The organism is Leeuwenhoekiella sp. MAR_2009_132, assembly GCF_000687915.1.
Lineage (GTDB): Bacteria > Bacteroidota > Bacteroidia > Flavobacteriales > Flavobacteriaceae > Leeuwenhoekiella.
Genome location: NZ_JHZY01000004.1, coordinates 274327 through 293408 on the forward strand (window position 1 = coordinate 274327; position 19082 = coordinate 293408).

13 protein-coding genes are annotated in these 19082 nt (G+C 37.2%); 3 read left to right on the forward strand and 10 right to left on the reverse strand.

The features are described 5' to 3' along the window. Positions 1-4: 4 nt before the first annotated feature. From P164_RS09605 to P164_RS09635, 7 genes are all read right to left on the reverse strand, one after another. Positions 5-1477, reverse strand: a complete 1473-nt coding sequence (locus P164_RS09605) for a sodium:solute symporter family protein (protein WP_028376177.1) — start codon at positions 1475-1477, stop codon at positions 5-7. 28 nt (positions 1478-1505) lie between these two features. Further along, entirely contained in the window at positions 1506-3056 is a 1551-nt protein-coding gene (locus tag P164_RS09610; protein WP_081817358.1) for a family 20 glycosylhydrolase, read from the reverse strand. 13 nt (positions 3057-3069) lie between these two features. Further along, a complete protein-coding gene (locus P164_RS09615; RefSeq protein ID WP_028376179.1) occupies positions 3070-3846 on the reverse strand; it encodes a glucosamine-6-phosphate deaminase in 777 nt (258 codons plus the stop codon). Between the two features lie 107 nt (positions 3847-3953). Continuing rightward, a complete protein-coding gene (locus P164_RS09620) occupies positions 3954-4718 on the reverse strand; it encodes a glycoside hydrolase family 16 protein (protein WP_028376180.1) in 765 nt (254 codons plus the stop codon). A gap of 13 nt (positions 4719-4731) precedes the next feature. Continuing rightward, positions 4732-6165 (reverse strand): DNRLRE domain-containing protein, encoded by a 1434-nt coding sequence (locus P164_RS09625; RefSeq protein ID WP_081817359.1) that lies wholly within the window; start codon positions 6163-6165, stop codon positions 4732-4734. Positions 6166-6210: 45 nt separating this feature from the next. Beyond that, on the reverse strand, positions 6211-7572 hold the full coding sequence (locus P164_RS09630) for a RagB/SusD family nutrient uptake outer membrane protein (protein ID WP_028376182.1): 1362 nt from the start codon (positions 7570-7572) through the stop codon (positions 6211-6213). Positions 7573-7590: 18 nt separating this feature from the next. Beyond that, positions 7591-10692: a SusC/RagA family TonB-linked outer membrane protein gene (locus tag P164_RS09635; protein WP_028376183.1), complete on the reverse strand. Its 3102-nt coding sequence runs from the start codon at positions 10690-10692 to the stop codon at positions 7591-7593. 250 nt (positions 10693-10942) lie between these two features. Here P164_RS09635 and P164_RS09640 point away from each other — a divergent pair, with 250 nt between their 5' ends. The 3 genes from P164_RS09640 to P164_RS09650 all read left to right on the forward strand — a co-directional run bounded on the left by P164_RS09640 (position 10943) and on the right by P164_RS09650 (position 16082). Beyond that, positions 10943-11971: a LacI family DNA-binding transcriptional regulator gene (locus tag P164_RS09640; RefSeq protein WP_028376184.1), complete on the forward strand. Its 1029-nt coding sequence runs from the start codon at positions 10943-10945 to the stop codon at positions 11969-11971. A 267-nt stretch (positions 11972-12238) separates the two neighbouring features. Then, positions 12239-15271, forward strand: coding sequence for a beta-L-arabinofuranosidase domain-containing protein (locus P164_RS09645; RefSeq protein ID WP_028376185.1), 3033 nt, complete (start codon positions 12239-12241; stop codon positions 15269-15271). A 34-nt stretch (positions 15272-15305) separates the two neighbouring features. Continuing rightward, on the forward strand, positions 15306-16082 hold the full coding sequence (locus tag P164_RS09650) for a DUF1080 domain-containing protein (RefSeq protein ID WP_028376186.1): 777 nt from the start codon (positions 15306-15308) through the stop codon (positions 16080-16082). 10 nt (positions 16083-16092) lie between these two features. On the opposite strand, the gene P164_RS09655 is transcribed toward P164_RS09650, so the two are convergent. The 3 genes from P164_RS09655 to P164_RS09665 all read right to left on the reverse strand — a co-directional run bounded on the left by P164_RS09655 (position 16093) and on the right by P164_RS09665 (position 19082). Further along, complete coding sequence (locus P164_RS09655) at positions 16093-16317, reverse strand: tautomerase family protein (RefSeq protein WP_028376187.1); 225 nt, start codon at positions 16315-16317, stop codon at positions 16093-16095. Positions 16318-16479: 162 nt separating this feature from the next. After that, complete coding sequence (locus P164_RS09660) at positions 16480-17268, reverse strand: SDR family oxidoreductase (protein ID WP_234405845.1); 789 nt, start codon at positions 17266-17268, stop codon at positions 16480-16482. Between the two features lie 170 nt (positions 17269-17438). Beyond that, entirely contained in the window at positions 17439-19082 is a 1644-nt protein-coding gene (locus tag P164_RS09665) for a RagB/SusD family nutrient uptake outer membrane protein (protein ID WP_159106026.1), read from the reverse strand.

Sequence of the window (19082 nt, forward strand, 5' to 3'; positions counted from 1 at the left end):
GGCTTTAATGATTATTATCCAGATTAAGATGTAATTGATTAACACGTGCGGGGACTTCCCGTTTATTTAAGAATCCCAGAACAATGTAAAGAATGAGCGATACAAACGTAGGACCACCCACTTCTAACGCAAATGAATCTACCGGGAAAAATTTGAGTGCAATAAAAAAACATAGACCACCTACAATAGATATGATCGCTACTCGCCCGTCACTTTTTCTAAAAACAGGTAATAGACCTAAAATCATTGGGATTGCAATAGGTCCTAATAGAGCAGCAAACCAAGAAATAATCAATCCAAAAACACCGCCAAAAACCCCTGCATTTAAAGCGGTAACAATGGTAAGTATGGTAAAACTTAAGGTTGTAATACGAGCGAGTTTGAGCAGTTGCTTGTTTGAGTAGTTTTTAATCTTCGGAAAAAGATTGGGTAAAATATCTCTACTTATTACTGCCGAAACCGTATTAGAGTCTGAAGCCGTCATTGAGAGTGTATTTGCAAATAATGAAGCCAATACTAATCCTACCAGTCCTTGTGGAAGAAAATCTAAAACCATCTTGCCATAAGACAATGTGGGGTCTGAAAGATTTTCAAAAAATAAAGGCGCAGCAAACATAGGATAGAGTAAAATAAGCGGCCATATAAAGTAAAGACAAGAGGATAAAATTGCTGCTTTTTTAGCCGTTTTTCCTGATGATGAGGATATAAATCGTGTAGCAAGATTCCAGGTTCCTCCGCTATAACTAAAGAAATTAATGACCAGCATTACAAAAGCAAACGATAAGGTATACGGATCGTTAAAAAAATCTGAGTTTCCTTCCGGAAGCCGATCCCACATATTAAATATGCCTACAAAACCTTCGTCAAGTTTGATGATAATCATTACAAACATCGTTAAGCCGGCAAGCAGTTGTACTACAAATTGTCCAAAATCATTCCATACATCGGCCCAAAGTCCGCCAATGGTTATGTAAACCAGTGAGATGGTACCCACTAGCAGGATACCAAAGGTGATGGAAGTTCCACTAAATACATTTAAAAGCACCGCAATTGCTGCAAGTTTACCTCCTGTATCAAAGACTTTAATAATTGCACCTGCCCATGCAATAAGTTGCTGCGTGGTAAGATTATAGCGCATTAATAAATATTCGGTGGGTGATTGAACACCTGCATAAATACGTAATCTAGACCATCTGGGTGCAATATGATACGCAGCAATCATAGTTGCAATACCTACGGTAAAAGCCCACCATACATACAAGGTAAATCCGTGGGTATAAGCGATACCGGCATAAGCAACAAAAACTGCCCCGCTATACCCCGATACGTGATGTGAAATACCCGACAACCACCAGGGTAATTTACCACCGGCTGTATAAAAGTCTTCAGAATTTTTAACCCGAAAATACGCCCATAACCCTATAGATAATAGCATTACAAAATAAAGTGACAATACAATCCAGTCTAATAATTCCATGTAAGAGGGTCTGTTTATTATTTATTTTTTATTTCAGTTTTGATAAACGATCATACAACACTTCTACTTGTTGTAGGCGTAATGCATTTTGATCTTCTAATTCTGCATCATATAAAAACCCTTTATTCAAATTATAGAATCTGGTGTTTAATATTTTAGCTTCTGCTAACAAACTATCTAATTGTTTTAACAGTTGCGGTGCCTGATCACTTGTATAGTCTACAGAATTATAGGCAGCTTCTACTTGTTTAAAGTTTAAGTAATAAATTCTTAAATCTGCCATAAGTTTAAAATGAGCAAATTCATCTTTATTATTATTTACATTTACAAGAGCCAATTCATCACGTATAGCCCCTAAATAATCAATCATTGCAGCTATACTCTCACTTTCTTTAGGTGTTCCATTTACAATCAATTCGGGTTTGCTGTCTAAGAACGTAACAAATCGCTGGATATCTTTGGTAGCTAGTCCAAAACGGGTTTTAGCATAGCTTTCTATAAACTTTTTAGTATCTAGCGTGTCTTTAGTTTTTAGAGCTTCGGCATAGCTTGCAATGAGAATTCTAAACCCAGAAAGCGGATAGGTATTTCTAAGCTGTACCATATCTACCACACTATAATCTACATCCCAAGTAAACCCGTAAACCCCACTTGTAGACCACGAGGTCATCACCATACCTTCATAACCCGCGTCACGAGAATAGGGTATAAAATCTCTTTGATTTTTAAAATGTGTTTTCCAGTCGGTTACATACCAGTTATCCGGATGACTGCGTATTGCGGGAGATCCCCAAAATGAAAAACCTTTTTCTTGTAAAGCGGGTATATCACCAAAGTGATTAATTTTCCAACCGTAATTCCAGTCAACAAAAATGGTTTCTTTGGGTAATTCCTGAGCTGCCTCCGGATGTTTAAGAATTATGTCTGCCCACATTACCGGCTTTTTACCCAGGTCTACCACGATTTGTGTAATCATAGACATATAATCTACAAACAGCTTAGAGGTGCCTACTTCTTCAACTCGTGCTTTACAGAGTTCGCAATGTCCTAAGAGTCGGGTTTCATCACCGCCTATGTGAATGTATTCAGAGTCATGCATATCTGCCATATCTGTAAACAGTTCAGTAAACAATTGTTTACTTTCAACTATTTTCATAGGACAAACCTGAGAGATATCTATACGATCTTCTTTTAACTCGCTGTATCTTGGATTACGTAAAATATATTCTAAATGTCCTAAACTTTGCTGTAGGGGCACCACTTCAATTCCTAACGAATTGCAATAGGCAATGAACTCTTCTACTTCTTCGCGGGTGTATGAATACTCATTAGTAATGGTTGCGTGTTTTTTAAAAGGATATGTTGCCTCATACTCCATCACTAGCGTGTTCATCCCAAATTCAGCTAGTTGGTCTGCAAAATCTTTTAATGCAGCTGGCGTCATTACCTGAATACGTAAATCTAGATGAAAGCCTTTTACCTTAAAATCGGTTTCCTGTTTTTGAGCAATAACACCACATGAGCTTACTAATATTATGCAAACGCTAAATATTGCTTTGTATAAAAAATTGAATCTCATAGATAGTATCAAATTAGTCGTTTAGAATCTTTACTTCAAGCTTAGCTGCTTCTTTAAATGCTGCTTCGTCAAAGAAAAACTTGCAATTGTTATGCGTTGTAAGAATAGATGCAGGACAAGCGGTAGTAACTGCACCAGCAAATGTATTTTTAACCGCCTCACTTTTTTTAGCTCCCAGTACTACACAAAACAAATTTTTACCGCTTAGAAGAGTAGGTATTGTAAGCGTTAATGCTTTTTTTGGCACCTCATCAAGTGCTTCAAAACAACCATCGTTTACTTGCTGCGTACGACATGGTTTATCTAAAATTACAGTTTTTATAATGTGCGGATCATTAAAATCTGCTACCGGCGGATCATTAAATGCAATATGACCATTTTCACCTATACCTAAACAGACAATATCTATAGGCGCTTCGCTTATTAATTTAGAATACCGTATTAATTCCTCATCAATATCTAGATTGGGGTTTATGGTATATTTCGATTTAAGCGAAATTTTAGAAAATAAATTCTCCTCAAGATAGTTTGCAAAAGACTGTGGAGCCCCCGCAGGTAAGCCTATATACTCATCCATATTAAACGCAACAACTTTATCCCAATGTATAGTTTTAGAATTTGATAGGTACGCTAACATAGAATCCTGAGAAGGTGCAGCCGCAAATACTATGCGTATACTGTCCTGAGTTTTTTGCAATTTATTAATGCAACTTTCTATTGTCTTACCGGCTGCAATACCAGCTAACTCACCTGTTGAAAGGACATTTATAGCTTCGTGAGATTCTAACATTTAATTTTATTTTTTGCCGATAAGAGCTCATAAACCAGCTAGCAATCAACAAACTGACTGCAAAGCCTTTTCTCCTATCGTATATGTTTAATTGAATTTTTTTTGACCTAATAAATTTCGACGCGATCAATAATCATTTCGCCTCCGGTACCATTTGCAGGACTTGCTCCTCTAAAGAGCCACAGATTTATTTTTAACCTTTCGTCTGTATGTGGTGGCACATCTTCTCCTGTATACGTCCACGTATTTACAATTGCATCTGCTTCTGGAGTACGTGTATGCCCTTTATAACTGGCAAACTCGATACTTTCAGGTTTCCAATCAAAAAAATGAGTAGATAGGTTGTCGTCGAGATTAAGATCGTAACGTACTTTGTTTCCGGCTTTAAAAGAAGGCTGAACCGCAAACTGCGAATTTTGATTTTCGGGATCAGACCATCTTGAAAACTCGATATCTATTTCTTGATCATCAGTGATATGGGTAAACAAACCACCTACAATATTTTGATCCAAATTATCTACCCGGCTAGACACGTAAAAAATATACTTTTTAAATCCATAAGATTGTCGCAAAATAACCCCGGAACAGTACCAATTTCCGTTGCGTTCAACGACTTTAAGATGCAATCTGCCCTCCTCATCTACCCAAACATTTTCTTCGGAATCTGAAAAGTAATTAGGCCCGGGACCTTCTTTACCTTCATCACTGGTACGAACAACCCACTCATAACCCGAGAAATTTATAACCCGGGTTGAGTTTACAATAGGTAGTTCTTCATTATCCTGAGAGTTTGCACAAGAACTGAACAGCAGTAAAAATGCAACCAGTACACAACTGGCTGTGGTATTTTTATTTAGAAAATTAAAATTCATCTTGTGCTGTTTTTTATTGAACTGTAATATCAATACTAAAGCTCTCCAAACTTGATCCTGCACGGTCTCTAGCAGATAATACTATAGCATCTTCTGTACCTGTCCCGTTACTTATATACACTAAATTCTTAGAATTTACATCCTGTTGGGTAAGACGATCACCCGCTTTAAGAATATCTGCACCACGTATTAACCATCCATTTTGCGGAATTTCTTCTAATGTAAAAATGATATCTGCAGCAGCTGCACCCGATACTTCAAGAACTTCATCACTCAATACATAGGTTTCCCCGCTAGTAACGGTAAACCCTGTGTTGGTAATTAAATCAAGTACATTATTACCTGAAGCTATGGTTGCAATAAGCATAGGTGCACTTAAAGTTGTATTTTCTTTAGTAGCAAACTCATCGGTCTCATCGGTTCCTGCTTCTCCGTCTAGTACGAAAGAAACACTTTGACGTTTGTCAAGGCTGTTAAAAAAATCGGTTACGTCAAAAGCAAAAGTGGTTATTTTAGTAGTTGTTAAACTAGCTATAGGATCTTCGGTAGGTAGTGTTGCATTATCAAATGTCAAACTCGACTCATTCCATAAAGTATCACTCACCGCAAACAGATTCATACTTACTCCTTTTGCAGCGGTAAACTTCACTGCCATGTCCAGACGTACATCTGTAATTACCCCTTCCGTATCAAACTCATTTAGGTCAAACATCATATATGCCTTACGATCAAAGTCACCATTACCCGTAACATTTTTCACTTTCATAATTATATCTCTACCATAGTTTACACCAGAGCTAGAACCTCCATTGATATAGCTGTCATGCTTAGGATAAATCGTATCCGTTTTTACAGAAGGATCTGGGATATTTAAATTACTTGCAGGCGCAGAAAAATATACAATAGAAGAAACAATATGCATCGCCCCATTGGTAGGAACCAAATTAGAAGTAACAATAGTCCACTGTTTACTGGTTCCTTCATTTACCTGTCCCTGATAATTTGTATTATGAGACAAATACATAATTTGACCGTTTACTGTACTATAAGCAATAGGATTATTGCTATCTGCAAGCTCAGGGTCTGTAAACAATACAACATCATTTACTATATGATAACGCAGAGTATTTCTTAAAATAGGCTCTGGCACATCTTCTAGACTTGCATACGAATTTGCCGCTAGGTATTGTTCAAAAGCAGCATTGGTAGGCGCTATAAATGTTTTGGCTTCCATATCCATATAAATAGATTCTAGCCCAACGCGCGATATTGCTGCTTCAAGCAAAACCAGTGAATCGCTAGACTGAATATATTCCCAGGCAGAAACACCTAAGTTTCCTGTAGAACCCGAGTTTTGATACTCAAAATTTTCTTGTATTTCGCAACTGGTTACCAGACTTATAAGAACCCCAATTAGCAAAAAATAACTAGTTTTAATATTCTTCATCACTTTAATTTTATTAATTAAACATTGACTAACTGTCTCGTCTTACTACTGGTAAAAAGAGTTCTGATCAAGATTAGGGTTTCTATTTAAAGCATCTTCGTGTATAGGCCATACCAGGTTTGCCTCGTCACTTAAGCCACTTATAGGCTGCATAACCTGTATCGCTTTACCGGTTCTTACCAGGTCAAACCAGCGGTGACCTTCATAAGAAAGTTCTATAGCGCGCTCGTGAAGTATTGCAGCTTGTACATCTCCGTATGCAGCAATTGCTCCAGCCTCATCAAGATTTTCAAGACCTGCGCGATTTCTTATTACATTTAACAGGTCTAGTGCATCAGTTGTTTGTCCCAATTCATTTAGAGCTTCAGCCTTTAATAACATAATATCTGCAAGACGTACTAAAACAATATTATTAGATGAAGGGTCCGGACTCTCATCATTAAATCCTTCGCCAAAATACTTCCATATTTTACGAGGCTCTGCAGCTGTAGTGTCATAAATTTTTGTTTGTCTTAAATCCCCGTCTTCAAATGAATTTCTAAATTTTTGACTGGGTAAATAATCACTATCAGATCCTAAAGCATACAATACACGTAATGCATTTGTCTGCACATCATTATAGCCTACTTCAAAAATACTTTCGTTAGAATAACCTGTAGTAAAAATTTTAGACCAGTCGGCCATACTCACTAATGAATACAAACTGTTGTCTAAAACTAAATCTGCTGTGCTGCTTGCGTTTTGATAGTCTTTACGCCACATATATACCTGAGTCAATAGTGCATTTGCACCGCCCTGAGTTATAAGAACACGATCGCGCTCACCGCCAAAATTTGTATTGCAATTTTCTGCAGCAAATTTTAGATCTTCTACAATCTGGTCAAGTACAAGTTCTTTATCTGTACGTTCTACAAAAAGCTCTTGTTCTACACTTTCATAAGGTTCTGTAATTAAAGGAACATCACCCCAGATGCGTACTGCATAGAAATAGGACAAGGCTCTTAAAGCTCTCGCTTCTCCTACTAATCGCATACCAAATTCACTTTCTGAAACTTCCGGCACATACTTAATTGCGTAGTTTGCTCGACTTATCGTTTGGTATAAAGAGTTCCACTGTGCAGAACTCATGGTTTTATTTAAAGAATTCTGCTTTAGTAATAAAGGATCTCCTGAGTGATTGGTCTCAACAGCATCTGCTCTACCCTCGCCCCAATATGCAAAATTGATGCGGTAGTTAGATTGCAGAGACTCATAAATACCATATACACCTGCCTGAGCATCACTTGTGGTTTTATAAAAGCCTTGTGCAGAAAAACTGCTTAATGGTTCTTTATCTAAAATATCCTGAGAGCACGATAGGGTACTCAACAAAATAAGGGCTACTAGTAATTTCTGTAATTTTTCCATGTCTTTAATTTTTACCTCTTAAAATCCAAAATTCAATCCTAGAATAATCGTACGACTCTGCGGATACGACCCCTCATCTACTCCTGCACGCAAACCACTGTATGAGTTTACATCAGGATCAAAACCTGTATATTTTGTCCAGGTAATAAGATTAGTCCCGGTTACATAAGCATCTAATTTTGAAAGACCAAAACGACCAATTAGCTTTTCAGGAAAACTGTAGCTCAGGTTTACATTCTTTAATTTGATATAAGATCCATCTTCTACCCAACGACTTTGAATACGACTGTCGCTTTCTAAAGGATCATCACGCAATGGTCTTGGAAAATCTGTAACATCACCCTGCTCTCTCCATCTATCTAATGCATCTGTAGAAAGATTATTATAACGTACTACTGAGTTACGCTGGTGATTAATCTCACTATAAATATCATTACCATAAGAAAACTGAAAGAAAACACTTAAGCTAAAATTCTTATAAGACAGGTTATTTGTGATTCCACCAAAGAAATCTGGAGTTGCATCACCTATTATTTGTCTATCGTCTGCATCTATAATATTATCACCATTTACATCTTCCCAGATAGGATCTCCTCCTTTGAAAACTGCTCCTTGAGATCCGTTAGTAATACCATTCACATTGTCCTCATCTCTTGAGTAAACTCCATTAAATTTATACCCGTAGAATGTCCCAATTGGCAAGCCTTCTCTTAAAATGTGGTAGTTTCCGTTTTGGATATACCCGTTGGTTAACAGTTCATCCGGTAAATCTTTAACCTGATTGCTGTTTGAACTAATATTGAAGTTGGTATCCCACTTAAAGTCGCCTACCAGATTACGTGTCGTTAAAGTAAATTCAAAACCTTTGTTTTCTATACTCCCTATGTTTTGGGTTATAAATGAAAAACCAGTCGTTCTTGGAATTGGCACATTGTAAAGCAAATCTTCAGTAAGTTTTACATAATAATCTGTAGTTAAACTCACTCTGTTATTCCACAGTGATAAATCTAAACCAGCGTCATATTGTGTGGTAGTTTCCCATGTTAAACCAGCATTAGGCATTACTGTAGGAGCTGCTCCCGAGTAATCTAAGTAATTTACACCCACTGCAAATTCACCCTGTGAGGTATAATTTCCTATCGCCTCGTTACCGGTTTGACCTGCGCTAAAGCGAAATTTAGCATCATTAATAACCGTATTGTCTTTTAGAAACTCTTCATCAGAAAAACGCCATCCTACAGATGCTGATGGGAAATAACCAAATCGGTTATCTGCTCCAAAACGTGAGGAACCATCTGCTCTAAGATTTACTTCTGCTAAATATTTTCCTTTATAATCATAAGACAAACGTCCAAAGTAAGAAAGCATAGAGTGCTCTGTACTAATGTTTACTTCTTGTCCAGAGATTGTACCTGCACCATTAAGAGTTCTAATATTATCACTAGGGAAAAACATTCCGTCAAGACCGGTTTGTTCATATTTCCAGTTTTGGAAACTAAAACCTAAAAGTCCGGAAATATTGTGTACCTCATTTACTTGCTTATCATACGTTAAATAGGTCTCATTACCCCAAGTTAAATTGGTTAATGAGCGCACAGCACCGGTATTATAGCCCGGTCTATAATCTAAGCTAGAAGGAATAAATTCATCTTCTTTCATAGATACAAAATCAAGATTTACATTACTTCTTAATTTTAGAGCATCTGTAAATTGATATTCGGCATACTCATTACCTATTATACGGTTTGTCTTATTTAAATGTGTTGCTAACTCAGCAAGACCTACCGGATTTCTTTTCCCAAATTGATATCCATTTAAAGAACCGTCTGGCAAGTACATTGAATAAGTTGGCGGACGAATTAATAATTCACGTACAACACTTAAGTTACCCGATCCACCGGCATTTATTCTATTATTGATCGCGTTAGTATATGAGATACTTTGACCAAATTTCAGTTTATTTGAAGCATTAAAATCAACATTTAACCGGGAAGTAACCCGTTTATAATTGTTGTTTAAAATCACACCATCCTGATTAAGGAATGACGAACTCCATGAGTATTTTACATTTTCTGAACCACCACGTACCGAAAGGTCTATTTTGTATTGTGGCGCAACACGCAGTAATTCTTCCTGCCAGTCTACATCACCATTATTTCTGGGACTTAACGAATCTAAAACTGCAAAAATAGGTTCAACAGGATTATCCATATTACGGTAAGAATCCAGAATTACTTCTCGGTACTGACTCGCATTTAAAACACTAAGCTTACGCGTAATCTCACTAACACCTGTAAATACGGTTAAATTAATCTGTGCTTTACCTTCCTTACCTCTTTTTGTTGTAATCATCACCACTCCATTTGCGGCACGAGATCCATATATTGCGGTTGATGCAGCATCTTTTAAAACCTCGATAGATTCTATGTCTCCGGGATTAATATCTGCCAATGGATTTAATCCAAAATTTTCTGAACCATTCAGCGATGACAAACTGTTAGACTCAATAGGCACACCATCTACAACATATAGCGGGTCATTACCAGAGTTTAATGAAGAATTTCCACGCACTCTAATAGTCATTGCACCACCGGGAGCACCAGAGTTTGACGTTACCTGCACACCAGCTGCTCTACCTTGTAAAATAGAAACCGCATCCTGCTGATTGGTTTGTTCAATCTCCTCACTACCTACCGAAGCAATCGAACCGGTTAAATTTCGTTTTTTCTTTTTACCATAACCCACAATAACTAACTCATCAAGTTCATTAGCAACTGGCGTTAGTGTTATATTAATAGCGATCTGTGCGCTTACAGAAACCTCTTTATTTTCAAAACCCAAAAATGAAAAGCTTAAAACCGCATCTGAAGTTACATTTGAGATACTGTAGTTCCCATCAAGATCTGTAGAAACTCCTTTGGATGTTCCTTTTAGGATTACATTCACCCCTATAAGCGGTTCGCCTGTACTTGCATTTGTTACCGTACCAGAAACTGTTGCATCCTGACCATACGATAAGACAGATATTAAAAAGAAGAGTACTGCGGTTGCAACTTGCCGCAAAAGAGAGTTGACACTTCTTTTAAATCCTACCGGATGCCTGTTGTTTTTTTTGCTCATAATTTAAAATTCGTTGATCGATTAGACTATTCTAAAGCAATTGATTGTCTCAAATGTAGAATTAAGTAATTTATTATGCAAACGTTTGCATAATAAATTTAAGAAACATTATGACACAAAAATCACTGAATAGTTATTTTTACTGATAATATCTCAATAAAATATATTTTTAATGGTTAATTTGACTATTATAAATAAATCGATTTAATAAAACTTTTAATATCTTTACGCAAACGTTTGTTGTTTATATATGAAAAAATCAAGAACGACATTAAAAGATTTAGCCAGAGAATTAAACCTATCTGCATCTACAATTTCTAGAGCAATGGGTAATCATCCTGGCATTAGTGAAGCCACCACAAAATTGGTCCAACAAAAAGCTGAAGAATTAGGCTTCACGCCCAACTCTATTGCTTCTAGTTTTAGAAAAAAGAAAACCCAGTCTATAGGGATCATTGTTCCGCGTATTGATATCTACTTCCACTCTTTGGTAATTAGTGGGATTGAAGATTATGCGTATAAAGCAGGTTATAATGTAACCATCTTTCAGTCTAAAGATTTAATGAAGCGGGAACAGGAGATTACAAAGATTCTTCAAAATAAAATGGTAGAAGGCATTATTGTCTGTCTCGCCATAGAAACCGATAAGTACGATCATTTTAAAAAATTTAAAAAATTAGGGATCCCGTTGGTATTCTATGACCGTGTTCCTTATAATATGGATGTAAACAGCGTAGTGATTAATGACTTTGAGTCATCATTTACCGCTACCGAACATCTTATACATAAAGGCTGTAAACGCATTGCCCATATTGCCGGTAACCAGTCTACTGCAATTTTTAAAGCACGTTATGAAGGCTATAAAGCTGCTTTAAAAAAACATAAAATCCCACACGAGCCCAATATGGTTGGCCTTACTCATAATCTGAGTTATGAAGAAGGCGTAATACAGGCCAATAAATTTTTAGAACTACCTGTTTTACCAGACGGTATCTTTTGTGCTAATGATTATACAGCGGTAAGCGTCTTACAGGTATTTATGAAAGCAGGCGTAAAAATTCCAGATGAAACAGCAATTGTAGGCTTTAGTAACTACCCGATTTCTCGTGTTATAGAACCGCATATTACAACTGTAAATGACCGCGCTTTTGAGATGGGTGTAGAAGCTGCCAAACTTTCTATTCGCTTAATAGAAGATGAAGAAGAATCGATAAAATCTGAGACTATCTCCATACAGACCGAACTCATCGTTAGAGAGTCTACTTTAAAATCTATGTAAACTTTTTATTATATGACAATTTCAATATCCTCAACATAAGTTTATTATTATTTCTAATATAATAAATTTTTCTTTTTTGATACTATTCTCTCCATTTGAGGAACTTGTTTTGTCTTATTCTATTAAAATAGTATCAAGTACGGTTAACATCAGATCAGAATCTTATCCCGCTAATTGTAACTTTACGTAACTCGTATGCTTCACTATATTATTTAAAGATTGTATATCACAGGCCTACACATTAGCAGTTTTTCTAAATCTAAAACTATGAATGCTTTTAAATTTTCTCCTTACCTAGTTTTTTACTTCCTATGCGCTATTTTCTATAGTACACAATTACACGCGCAAAACGGAGATCAAATTCTGGATGGCATTGGAGAAACAGGACTTATCGCTCGGTATATTTTTGATGAAAATGCAAAAGATTGGTCGCGTAACAATCTACATGCCACATTTAATACTGCCGAAAACTCTTATGTAGAAGACCCTGTATTTGATAAAGTACTCCATTTAAATGCTACCTCTAAAACTTACATCACGCTTCCTGCAGCTACCCTAAATAACATCGAATCACTTAGTATTTCGGGTTGGATTTATTTAAATTCTGAAATTCAAAACGCAGAGTTTTTTAACTTCGGTAAAGATAAAAGCACATATTTATATGTAGTTCCTTCAGGAACCAAAAAAGAAAATGGTTTAGTAACCAGAATTTCTAAAGATTCCAAAGTCATTGCTGAAACTAAAATTGATGCACTTCCTGTAAAAAAATGGCAACATATTACCGTTGTTATCGATTTCCCTGCGCAAACTATGCACACGTATATAAATGGTGAATTAGCAAAAACAGCCGGTAATTTAAAATTTGATTTGGATGCAATTTTTGGTAAAAACCCTGTAATAAGTATTGGGAAATCACTTGATGCCAAACTGCACGACTTTAGAATTTACCGTATTCCGTTAAGCGAAAATCAAATAAATACGATTTATAATAACTCTTTAAAAGGTGAGGAAGGTGTTGTAAATGAGCGTAAAGAACTTGAAGATGATTTACCGCAGTTTCCTAAAGATACACCCCAACTTTATAATCAATTTTTAACTGGAGTCTCTGATGTAACTGTCACCACGCTTGTAGGACAATTACCCAGATTACCCCGTTATGTAAATGGCACGTATAAAAAAGGAATTAATGGTCCGCAGGTACGGGTTCTTTGGCCTGCTCCTACAGATAATGCTTCGGTATTAAAAACAGGTACTTATAAAGTAACCGGAAATGTACCCGGCACCAGTTTTAAACCCAAAGCAACAGTAACTGTAACTACTGCAAGCACACAAAATACACCAGAACGCAAACTCGAAACTTTTGATCTTAGCGCTGTTTCGCTTAATGCAGATTCACAAGAGCACAGTTCAAAATTTATTGAGAACCGGGATAAATTCATCAATACTCTTGTCGAGACCAATCCAGATGCTTTCCTGTATATGTTTCGTAATGCTTTTGGTCAACCACAACCTGAGGGTGCAGAGCCTTTAGGCGTTTGGGATTCACAAGAAACTAAATTACGCGGTCACGCTACGGGTCATTATCTTACTGCTATTGCACAAGCCTACGCCAGCACAAGCTATGATGTAACACTTCAAAAAGCATTCGCCGAAAAAATTGACTATATGGTCAATACGCTTTATGAGTTATCACAACGTTCAGGTAAACCTAAAACGGCAGGTGGCAGTTTTGTTTCAGAGCCTACAGCGGTTCCTGTAGCAGCAGGTAAAACCGATTATGATTCAGACTTGAGCGAGGCAGGCATTCGCACCGATTACTGGAACTGGGGAACAGGATTTATTAGCGCATACCCGCCAGACCAATTTATCATGCTAGAACACGGTGCTAAATACGGCACCGAAAACACAAAAATCTGGGCGCCCTATTATACACTGCATAAAATTCTTGCAGGTCTTATGGATGTATATGAAGTTACCGGAAATGAGAAAGCTCTTGAAGTTGCAAAAGGTATGGGAGATTGGGTACACGCCCGTTTAAGTCAGGTTCCTACCGAAACACTAATCAGTATGTGGAACACCTATATCGCAGGAGAATTTGGCGGAATGAATGAGGCTATGGCACGTTTATCGCGTATAACTAACCAACCTAGCTATCTGGAAACAGCAAAACTGTTTGACAATATCGACATGTTTTATGGTGACGCACAACACTCCCACGGTCTTGCTAAAAATGTAGATACTTTTCGCGGTTTACACGCAAACCAGCACATTCCTCAGATTGTAGGTGTATTAGAAATGTATCGCGATTCTAACACTCCCGAATATTTTAAAGTTGCCGATAATTTTTGGTACAAGACCAAAAATGACTATATGTACAGCATAGGTGGTGTGGCAGGTGCCCGCAACCCGGCTAATGCAGAATGCTTTGTGAGTCAGCCGGCAACGCTTTATGAAAACGGACTTTCATCTGGAGGACAAAATGAAACCTGCGGAACTTACAATATGCTCAAACTTACCCGCAACTTATTTTTATACGAGCAGCGTCCCGAATATATGGATTATTACGAGCAGGGGTTATACAACCAGATATTAGCATCGGTGGCAGAAGACAGCCCCGCAAATACGTATCACATCCCGTTGCGCCCGGGTTCTCAAAAGCATTTTGGTAATCCAGATATGAAAGGTTTTACCTGTTGTAATGGTACGGCTTTAGAAAGCAGCACCAAACTTCAAAATTCGATTTATTTCAAAAATGAAGACAACACAGCACTCTATGTAAATCTGTTCATTCCCTCTACTTTAGACTGGAAAGAACGCAATATCATCATAAAGCAAGAAACAGCTTTTCCTAAGGAAAATCACACCCTATTAACGGTAAACGGAACAGGAAAATTTGATCTAAATGTGCGTGTTCCGGGTTGGGCAACCGGTGGATTTACAGTTAAAATTAATGGCAAGGTTCAAAAAACAAAAGCAGTTCCTGGCACGTATATATCAATAAACAGAACTTGGAAAAATGGAGATACGGTAGAATTAACAATGCCTTTTCAGTTTCATTTAGACCCGGTGATGGATCAGCAGAATATAGCAAGTCTATTTTACGGTCCGGTTTTACTGGCAGCACAAGAAGATGCACCACGTAAGGACTGGAGAAAAATAGTATTAAAAGCAAATAATCTGGGAGAAACCATTTCAGGGAATCCTGAACACTTAGAATTTACAATAGATGGTGTTGTATTTAAACCTTTTTATGAAACCTACGGAAGACATTCCGTTTATCTTGATGTAGCTTTAGAATAATACCGATATTTATAACACAACAACAACTAGAATTATGCGTGTTTTTAAATCGATGGTATTCTTACTTCCTGTATTGGGTTTATTCTCTTGCAATAAACCGGCAGAAAATGAATGGGAAATTTTGTTTAATGGTAAAAATTTGGATGGTTGGGAAGCCAAATTTTTTCACCACGACTTAGGAGATAATTACGCCAATACTTTTCGTGTTATAGACAGTGCTATCGTGGTGAGTTATGAAGATTATGACACGTTTGACAACCGCTACGGGCATTTATTTTATAAGCAACCTTATGAATCCTTTCATCTAAAATTCAAATACAAATTTACAGATGAATGGATGCAGGATGCACCCAGTTATACATATCGCAACAGTGGCGTTATGTTTCATTCACAAGACCCTAAAACTATTTTAAAAGAGCAGGACTGGCCTATTTCGGTAGAATATCAAATGCTGGCAGAAGCCGAACCGGGCAAGCCCAGACCCACTGGAAACATGTGTTCCCCGGGAACTGATGTGTTTTATAAGGGTCAAAAATCTAATGACCATTGTATCAGTTCGTCTTCAAAAACCTATACCTGGGACACGTGGATTGAAGCAGATCTCATCGTTTATAAAGACTCGCTCGTAATTCATAAAGTAAATGGTGAGCAAGTGCTTGAGTATACAAAAACTCAGACCGGTGGAGAAGTTGCCAATGGTTTTGACCCACAATATAAAGTAGATGGTAAACCACTTACAAGCGGTTATATAGGTTTACAAGCCGAAGGTCAGGGAGTCATCTTTAAAGATATCAAGCTTAAAAAGTTATAAGCTAAAACTCTTAGTACGAGTAACCCGGTTTTTTAGTAAGCGTATCCATATGTGGTGCAATCTCGGTGTTATACACCTGTTCTTGCCAGTTTTCTTTGGGTACCTCTTCTATTGCGACAGAAATAGAAGCTTCAGACTTACCTAGAGATTGTTGCAGGGCTTGAGACAATGCTTCGGTTACTTTTGTTCGCTCTTCTTCAGTTAATGGAAAACTCTTAAGTGTGATGTGTGGCATAATGTAATTATTAAGACAATTGTAGGGTTTATTTAGCCTAGCTTAATTAGAACAAAATTATTGTGTTGATTTAGTTTTAACTCCTATAGTATTTCGCTTCTGCGAAAGTAAAAAAGTCCTGTTTAAAAAGTAAACAGGACTTTTAAATTCATCTGAATCTCGTTATTCTGGACTACCGTACATATTAGACTCCCCACCATCTATAGCAATGGTTTGCCCGCTTACATATCCGTTTGTTTTACTTAGTAAATAAGCAACCACGCTAGCAACATCTTTAGGATCTCCTAATGCACGTGTAGGATTATGACTGGCGTATTCTTTTTCTGCAGCTTTGGGATCATCGGGGTTGATTTGCTTAAAAGCTTCGGCAACCATAGGAGTTAAAATTGCTCCCGGTGCAATTGCATTGGTAAGAATACCATCTTTACCATATTCTAATGCAGCATTTTTGGTCATTCCGCTTACAGCATGTTTACTAGCTACATAAGGCATTTGATTAAGAACCCCACGTATACCTCCTACCGAAGATACATTTACTATGCGCCCGTACTTTTGCTTTTGCATAACAGGGATCACATAACGCAGGCCATAATAAACTCCCATAAGATTAATATCTATAACTTTCTTAAATATATCTAGATCATAATTTGTTACCGAAGCTTGCTTACCTTCTATCCCGGCATTATTATAAAAACCATCAATTCTGCCAAATTCATTTACTGCAGTATCAACATAATTTTTGACCTCATCTTCTTTAGAAACATCTGCCAGCAGACTTATGATTTTTACTTCCGGATAGGTAGATTTAAGGTTCTCTACTGTTCTGTTTAAAGCCTCCTCATTAAAGTCTACCAACACTAATTTTGCTCCTTCTTTTGCAAGTAATTGCGCTGTCGCCAGTCCTAGTCCCATTGCAGCACCGGTAATTATTATTACATCATCTTTCATCATACCTCTTTTTTATAATTTGTATCTAAATCAAAGTTAACCAGCCAAAAACCAAGAAGCCGTTAATACCATCTTAAGGTTTGAATAGATTGAGAAATGTAAGGGCTTTAGCTAAAAAAAGCCTTGTCAAACTAATTGACAAGGCTTTAAAATAAATTTCAATTAAAATTGTTTTACCAACCTAGTATTTGCTCTGCTGCAGGATTTTTATCAATCTCTCCCTGAGGAATAGGCAATACATATAATTTACTAGGGAAGCTACGCTGCTCAAAATCAACTTTAGCATAGTCTAATGAGCCGTCTGCATTCTTGATGATTTTTATTCCCTGTACAGGACCATTAAGTAGCGATTCGGCTATTTTCCAACGGCGAATATCAAAGAAACGGTGCTCTTCAAAAGCAAGCTCTATTCTACGCTCATTTCTAATAGCTTCACGTAAAGCATCTTTAGACAAACCTGCTTCCAGATCTGGCATTCCTGCACGATTACGTATACTATTTATAGCTTCATAAATAGATGCATCTGGACCAGTAGCTTCATTTTTAGCTTCGGCGTAATTTAATAACACTTCGGCATAACGTACAAAAATCCAGTCTTGATCGCTTGATCGTGAGTAAATTGCTAAGTCTTCATTGTGAAATTTACGCAAGAAATATCCTGTATAAATAAATGGTTTATCAATTCCACCTTCAAAAAGCTCTATCTCACGCCCTCTAAAAGTAGATCCATTGTGCACAATAGTTTGTTCAAAACGCGGATCTAAATTTTCATAAGGATTTTCCGGGTCATATAAAGTTGATTCGTCTTGTGGTTCTCCATCAATCATATCATACGAATCAACCAGATTTTGGGTAGGTAAATTTCCTCCCCAACCCGCATCACTAGGTCCTCTAAAAGAGGGTGGCGTGTTGTATACATCCCAACCTGCTCCAGCTGTTCCACCGGCATTGCTTTGGTGATGTTTATCAGGATAAGCAAATTTCTTTGCAAAGATGATTTCTTCATTATTCTTAGTAAGAAACAGTTCTTTATAATTTCCAAATAAAGAATAGTTTGCCCCAATAAGCTCATTAGACGCAGCAGCAGACTCTTCCCAGCGTTCTGCATAAAGCAACACTCTACCTTTAATAGCTTTTGCTGCATCGGCAGTAGCTCTACCAGCTGCTATACCTCCTTTTGTAGGTAATATTGAGGCTGCTCTATCAAGGTCTGCAACTATAAAATCTACTACCTCGGCATAGGTTGCACGTGGTATTTGCAAGTCGTCTTCAATATCAAGAGAAGTTTCTATTAATGGAACACCAGTAGGTTTACCACCTTCTGTTTTAGCACCAAATAATCTTAATAATTCGTGATAGATAAAGCCTCTTAAATAATAAACCTCACCAGTAAGACGTGTTTTAAGCTCTTCGTCTTCAAGTCGCTCTAAATTTTCTAGAGCTACATTGGTTTTACGTATAAGGTTATAATAGGTTCCCCACATATTTCCCCACGGCACATAGCTAGGTAAAAACTGTGCATTTTGTAATAAGGTAGAATGCGTCCATCCCATAGACACATCGCCATCATCTGATGCTCCATCAAGAAGATACAAACCTTTTGCCCAGCCATCATAGCTTCTATCAAAACCAGAAGGCATCTCGCCATATATTGCATTTACAAATTGTGTAGCTCCCTGAGGGTCTGTCCATACGGTCTCTTCAGTAAGTGAGTCTTTAGGTGTCTGATCTAGAAAATCTTCCTGACAACCTGTAGCTATTAAGACGGCTACAAATACTCCTATAAATCGATAGTGTTTTATCATAATATTTTTCAT

Bases quoted from the DNA above. Each gene is read 5' to 3' on its own strand.
- P164_RS09605 (WP_028376177.1), bottom strand. From the start codon at position 1,477: ATGGAATTATTAGACTGGATTGTATTGTCACTTTATTTTGTAATGCTA.
- P164_RS09610 (WP_081817358.1), bottom strand. From the start codon at position 3,056: ATGAGATTCAATTTTTTATACAAAGCAATATTTAGCGTTTGCATAATA.
- P164_RS09615 (WP_028376179.1), bottom strand. From the start codon at position 3,846: ATGTTAGAATCTCACGAAGCTATAAATGTCCTTTCAACAGGTGAGTTA.
- P164_RS09620 (WP_028376180.1), bottom strand. From the start codon at position 4,718: ATGAATTTTAATTTTCTAAATAAAAATACCACAGCCAGTTGTGTACTG.
- P164_RS09625 (WP_081817359.1), bottom strand. From the start codon at position 6,165: ATGAAGAATATTAAAACTAGTTATTTTTTGCTAATTGGGGTTCTTATA.
- P164_RS09630 (WP_028376182.1), bottom strand. From the start codon at position 7,572: ATGGAAAAATTACAGAAATTACTAGTAGCCCTTATTTTGTTGAGTACC.
- P164_RS09635 (WP_028376183.1), bottom strand. From the start codon at position 10,692: ATGAGCAAAAAAAACAACAGGCATCCGGTAGGATTTAAAAGAAGTGTC.
- P164_RS09640 (WP_028376184.1), top strand. From the start codon at position 10,943: ATGAAAAAATCAAGAACGACATTAAAAGATTTAGCCAGAGAATTAAAC.
- P164_RS09645 (WP_028376185.1), top strand. From the start codon at position 12,239: ATGAATGCTTTTAAATTTTCTCCTTACCTAGTTTTTTACTTCCTATGC.
- P164_RS09650 (WP_028376186.1), top strand. From the start codon at position 15,306: ATGCGTGTTTTTAAATCGATGGTATTCTTACTTCCTGTATTGGGTTTA.
- P164_RS09655 (WP_028376187.1), bottom strand. From the start codon at position 16,317: ATGCCACACATCACACTTAAGAGTTTTCCATTAACTGAAGAAGAGCGA.
- P164_RS09660 (WP_234405845.1), bottom strand. From the start codon at position 17,268: ATGATGAAAGATGATGTAATAATAATTACCGGTGCTGCAATGGGACTA.
- P164_RS09665 (WP_159106026.1), bottom strand. From the start codon at position 19,082: ATGAAAAATATTATGATAAAACACTATCGATTTATAGGAGTATTTGTA.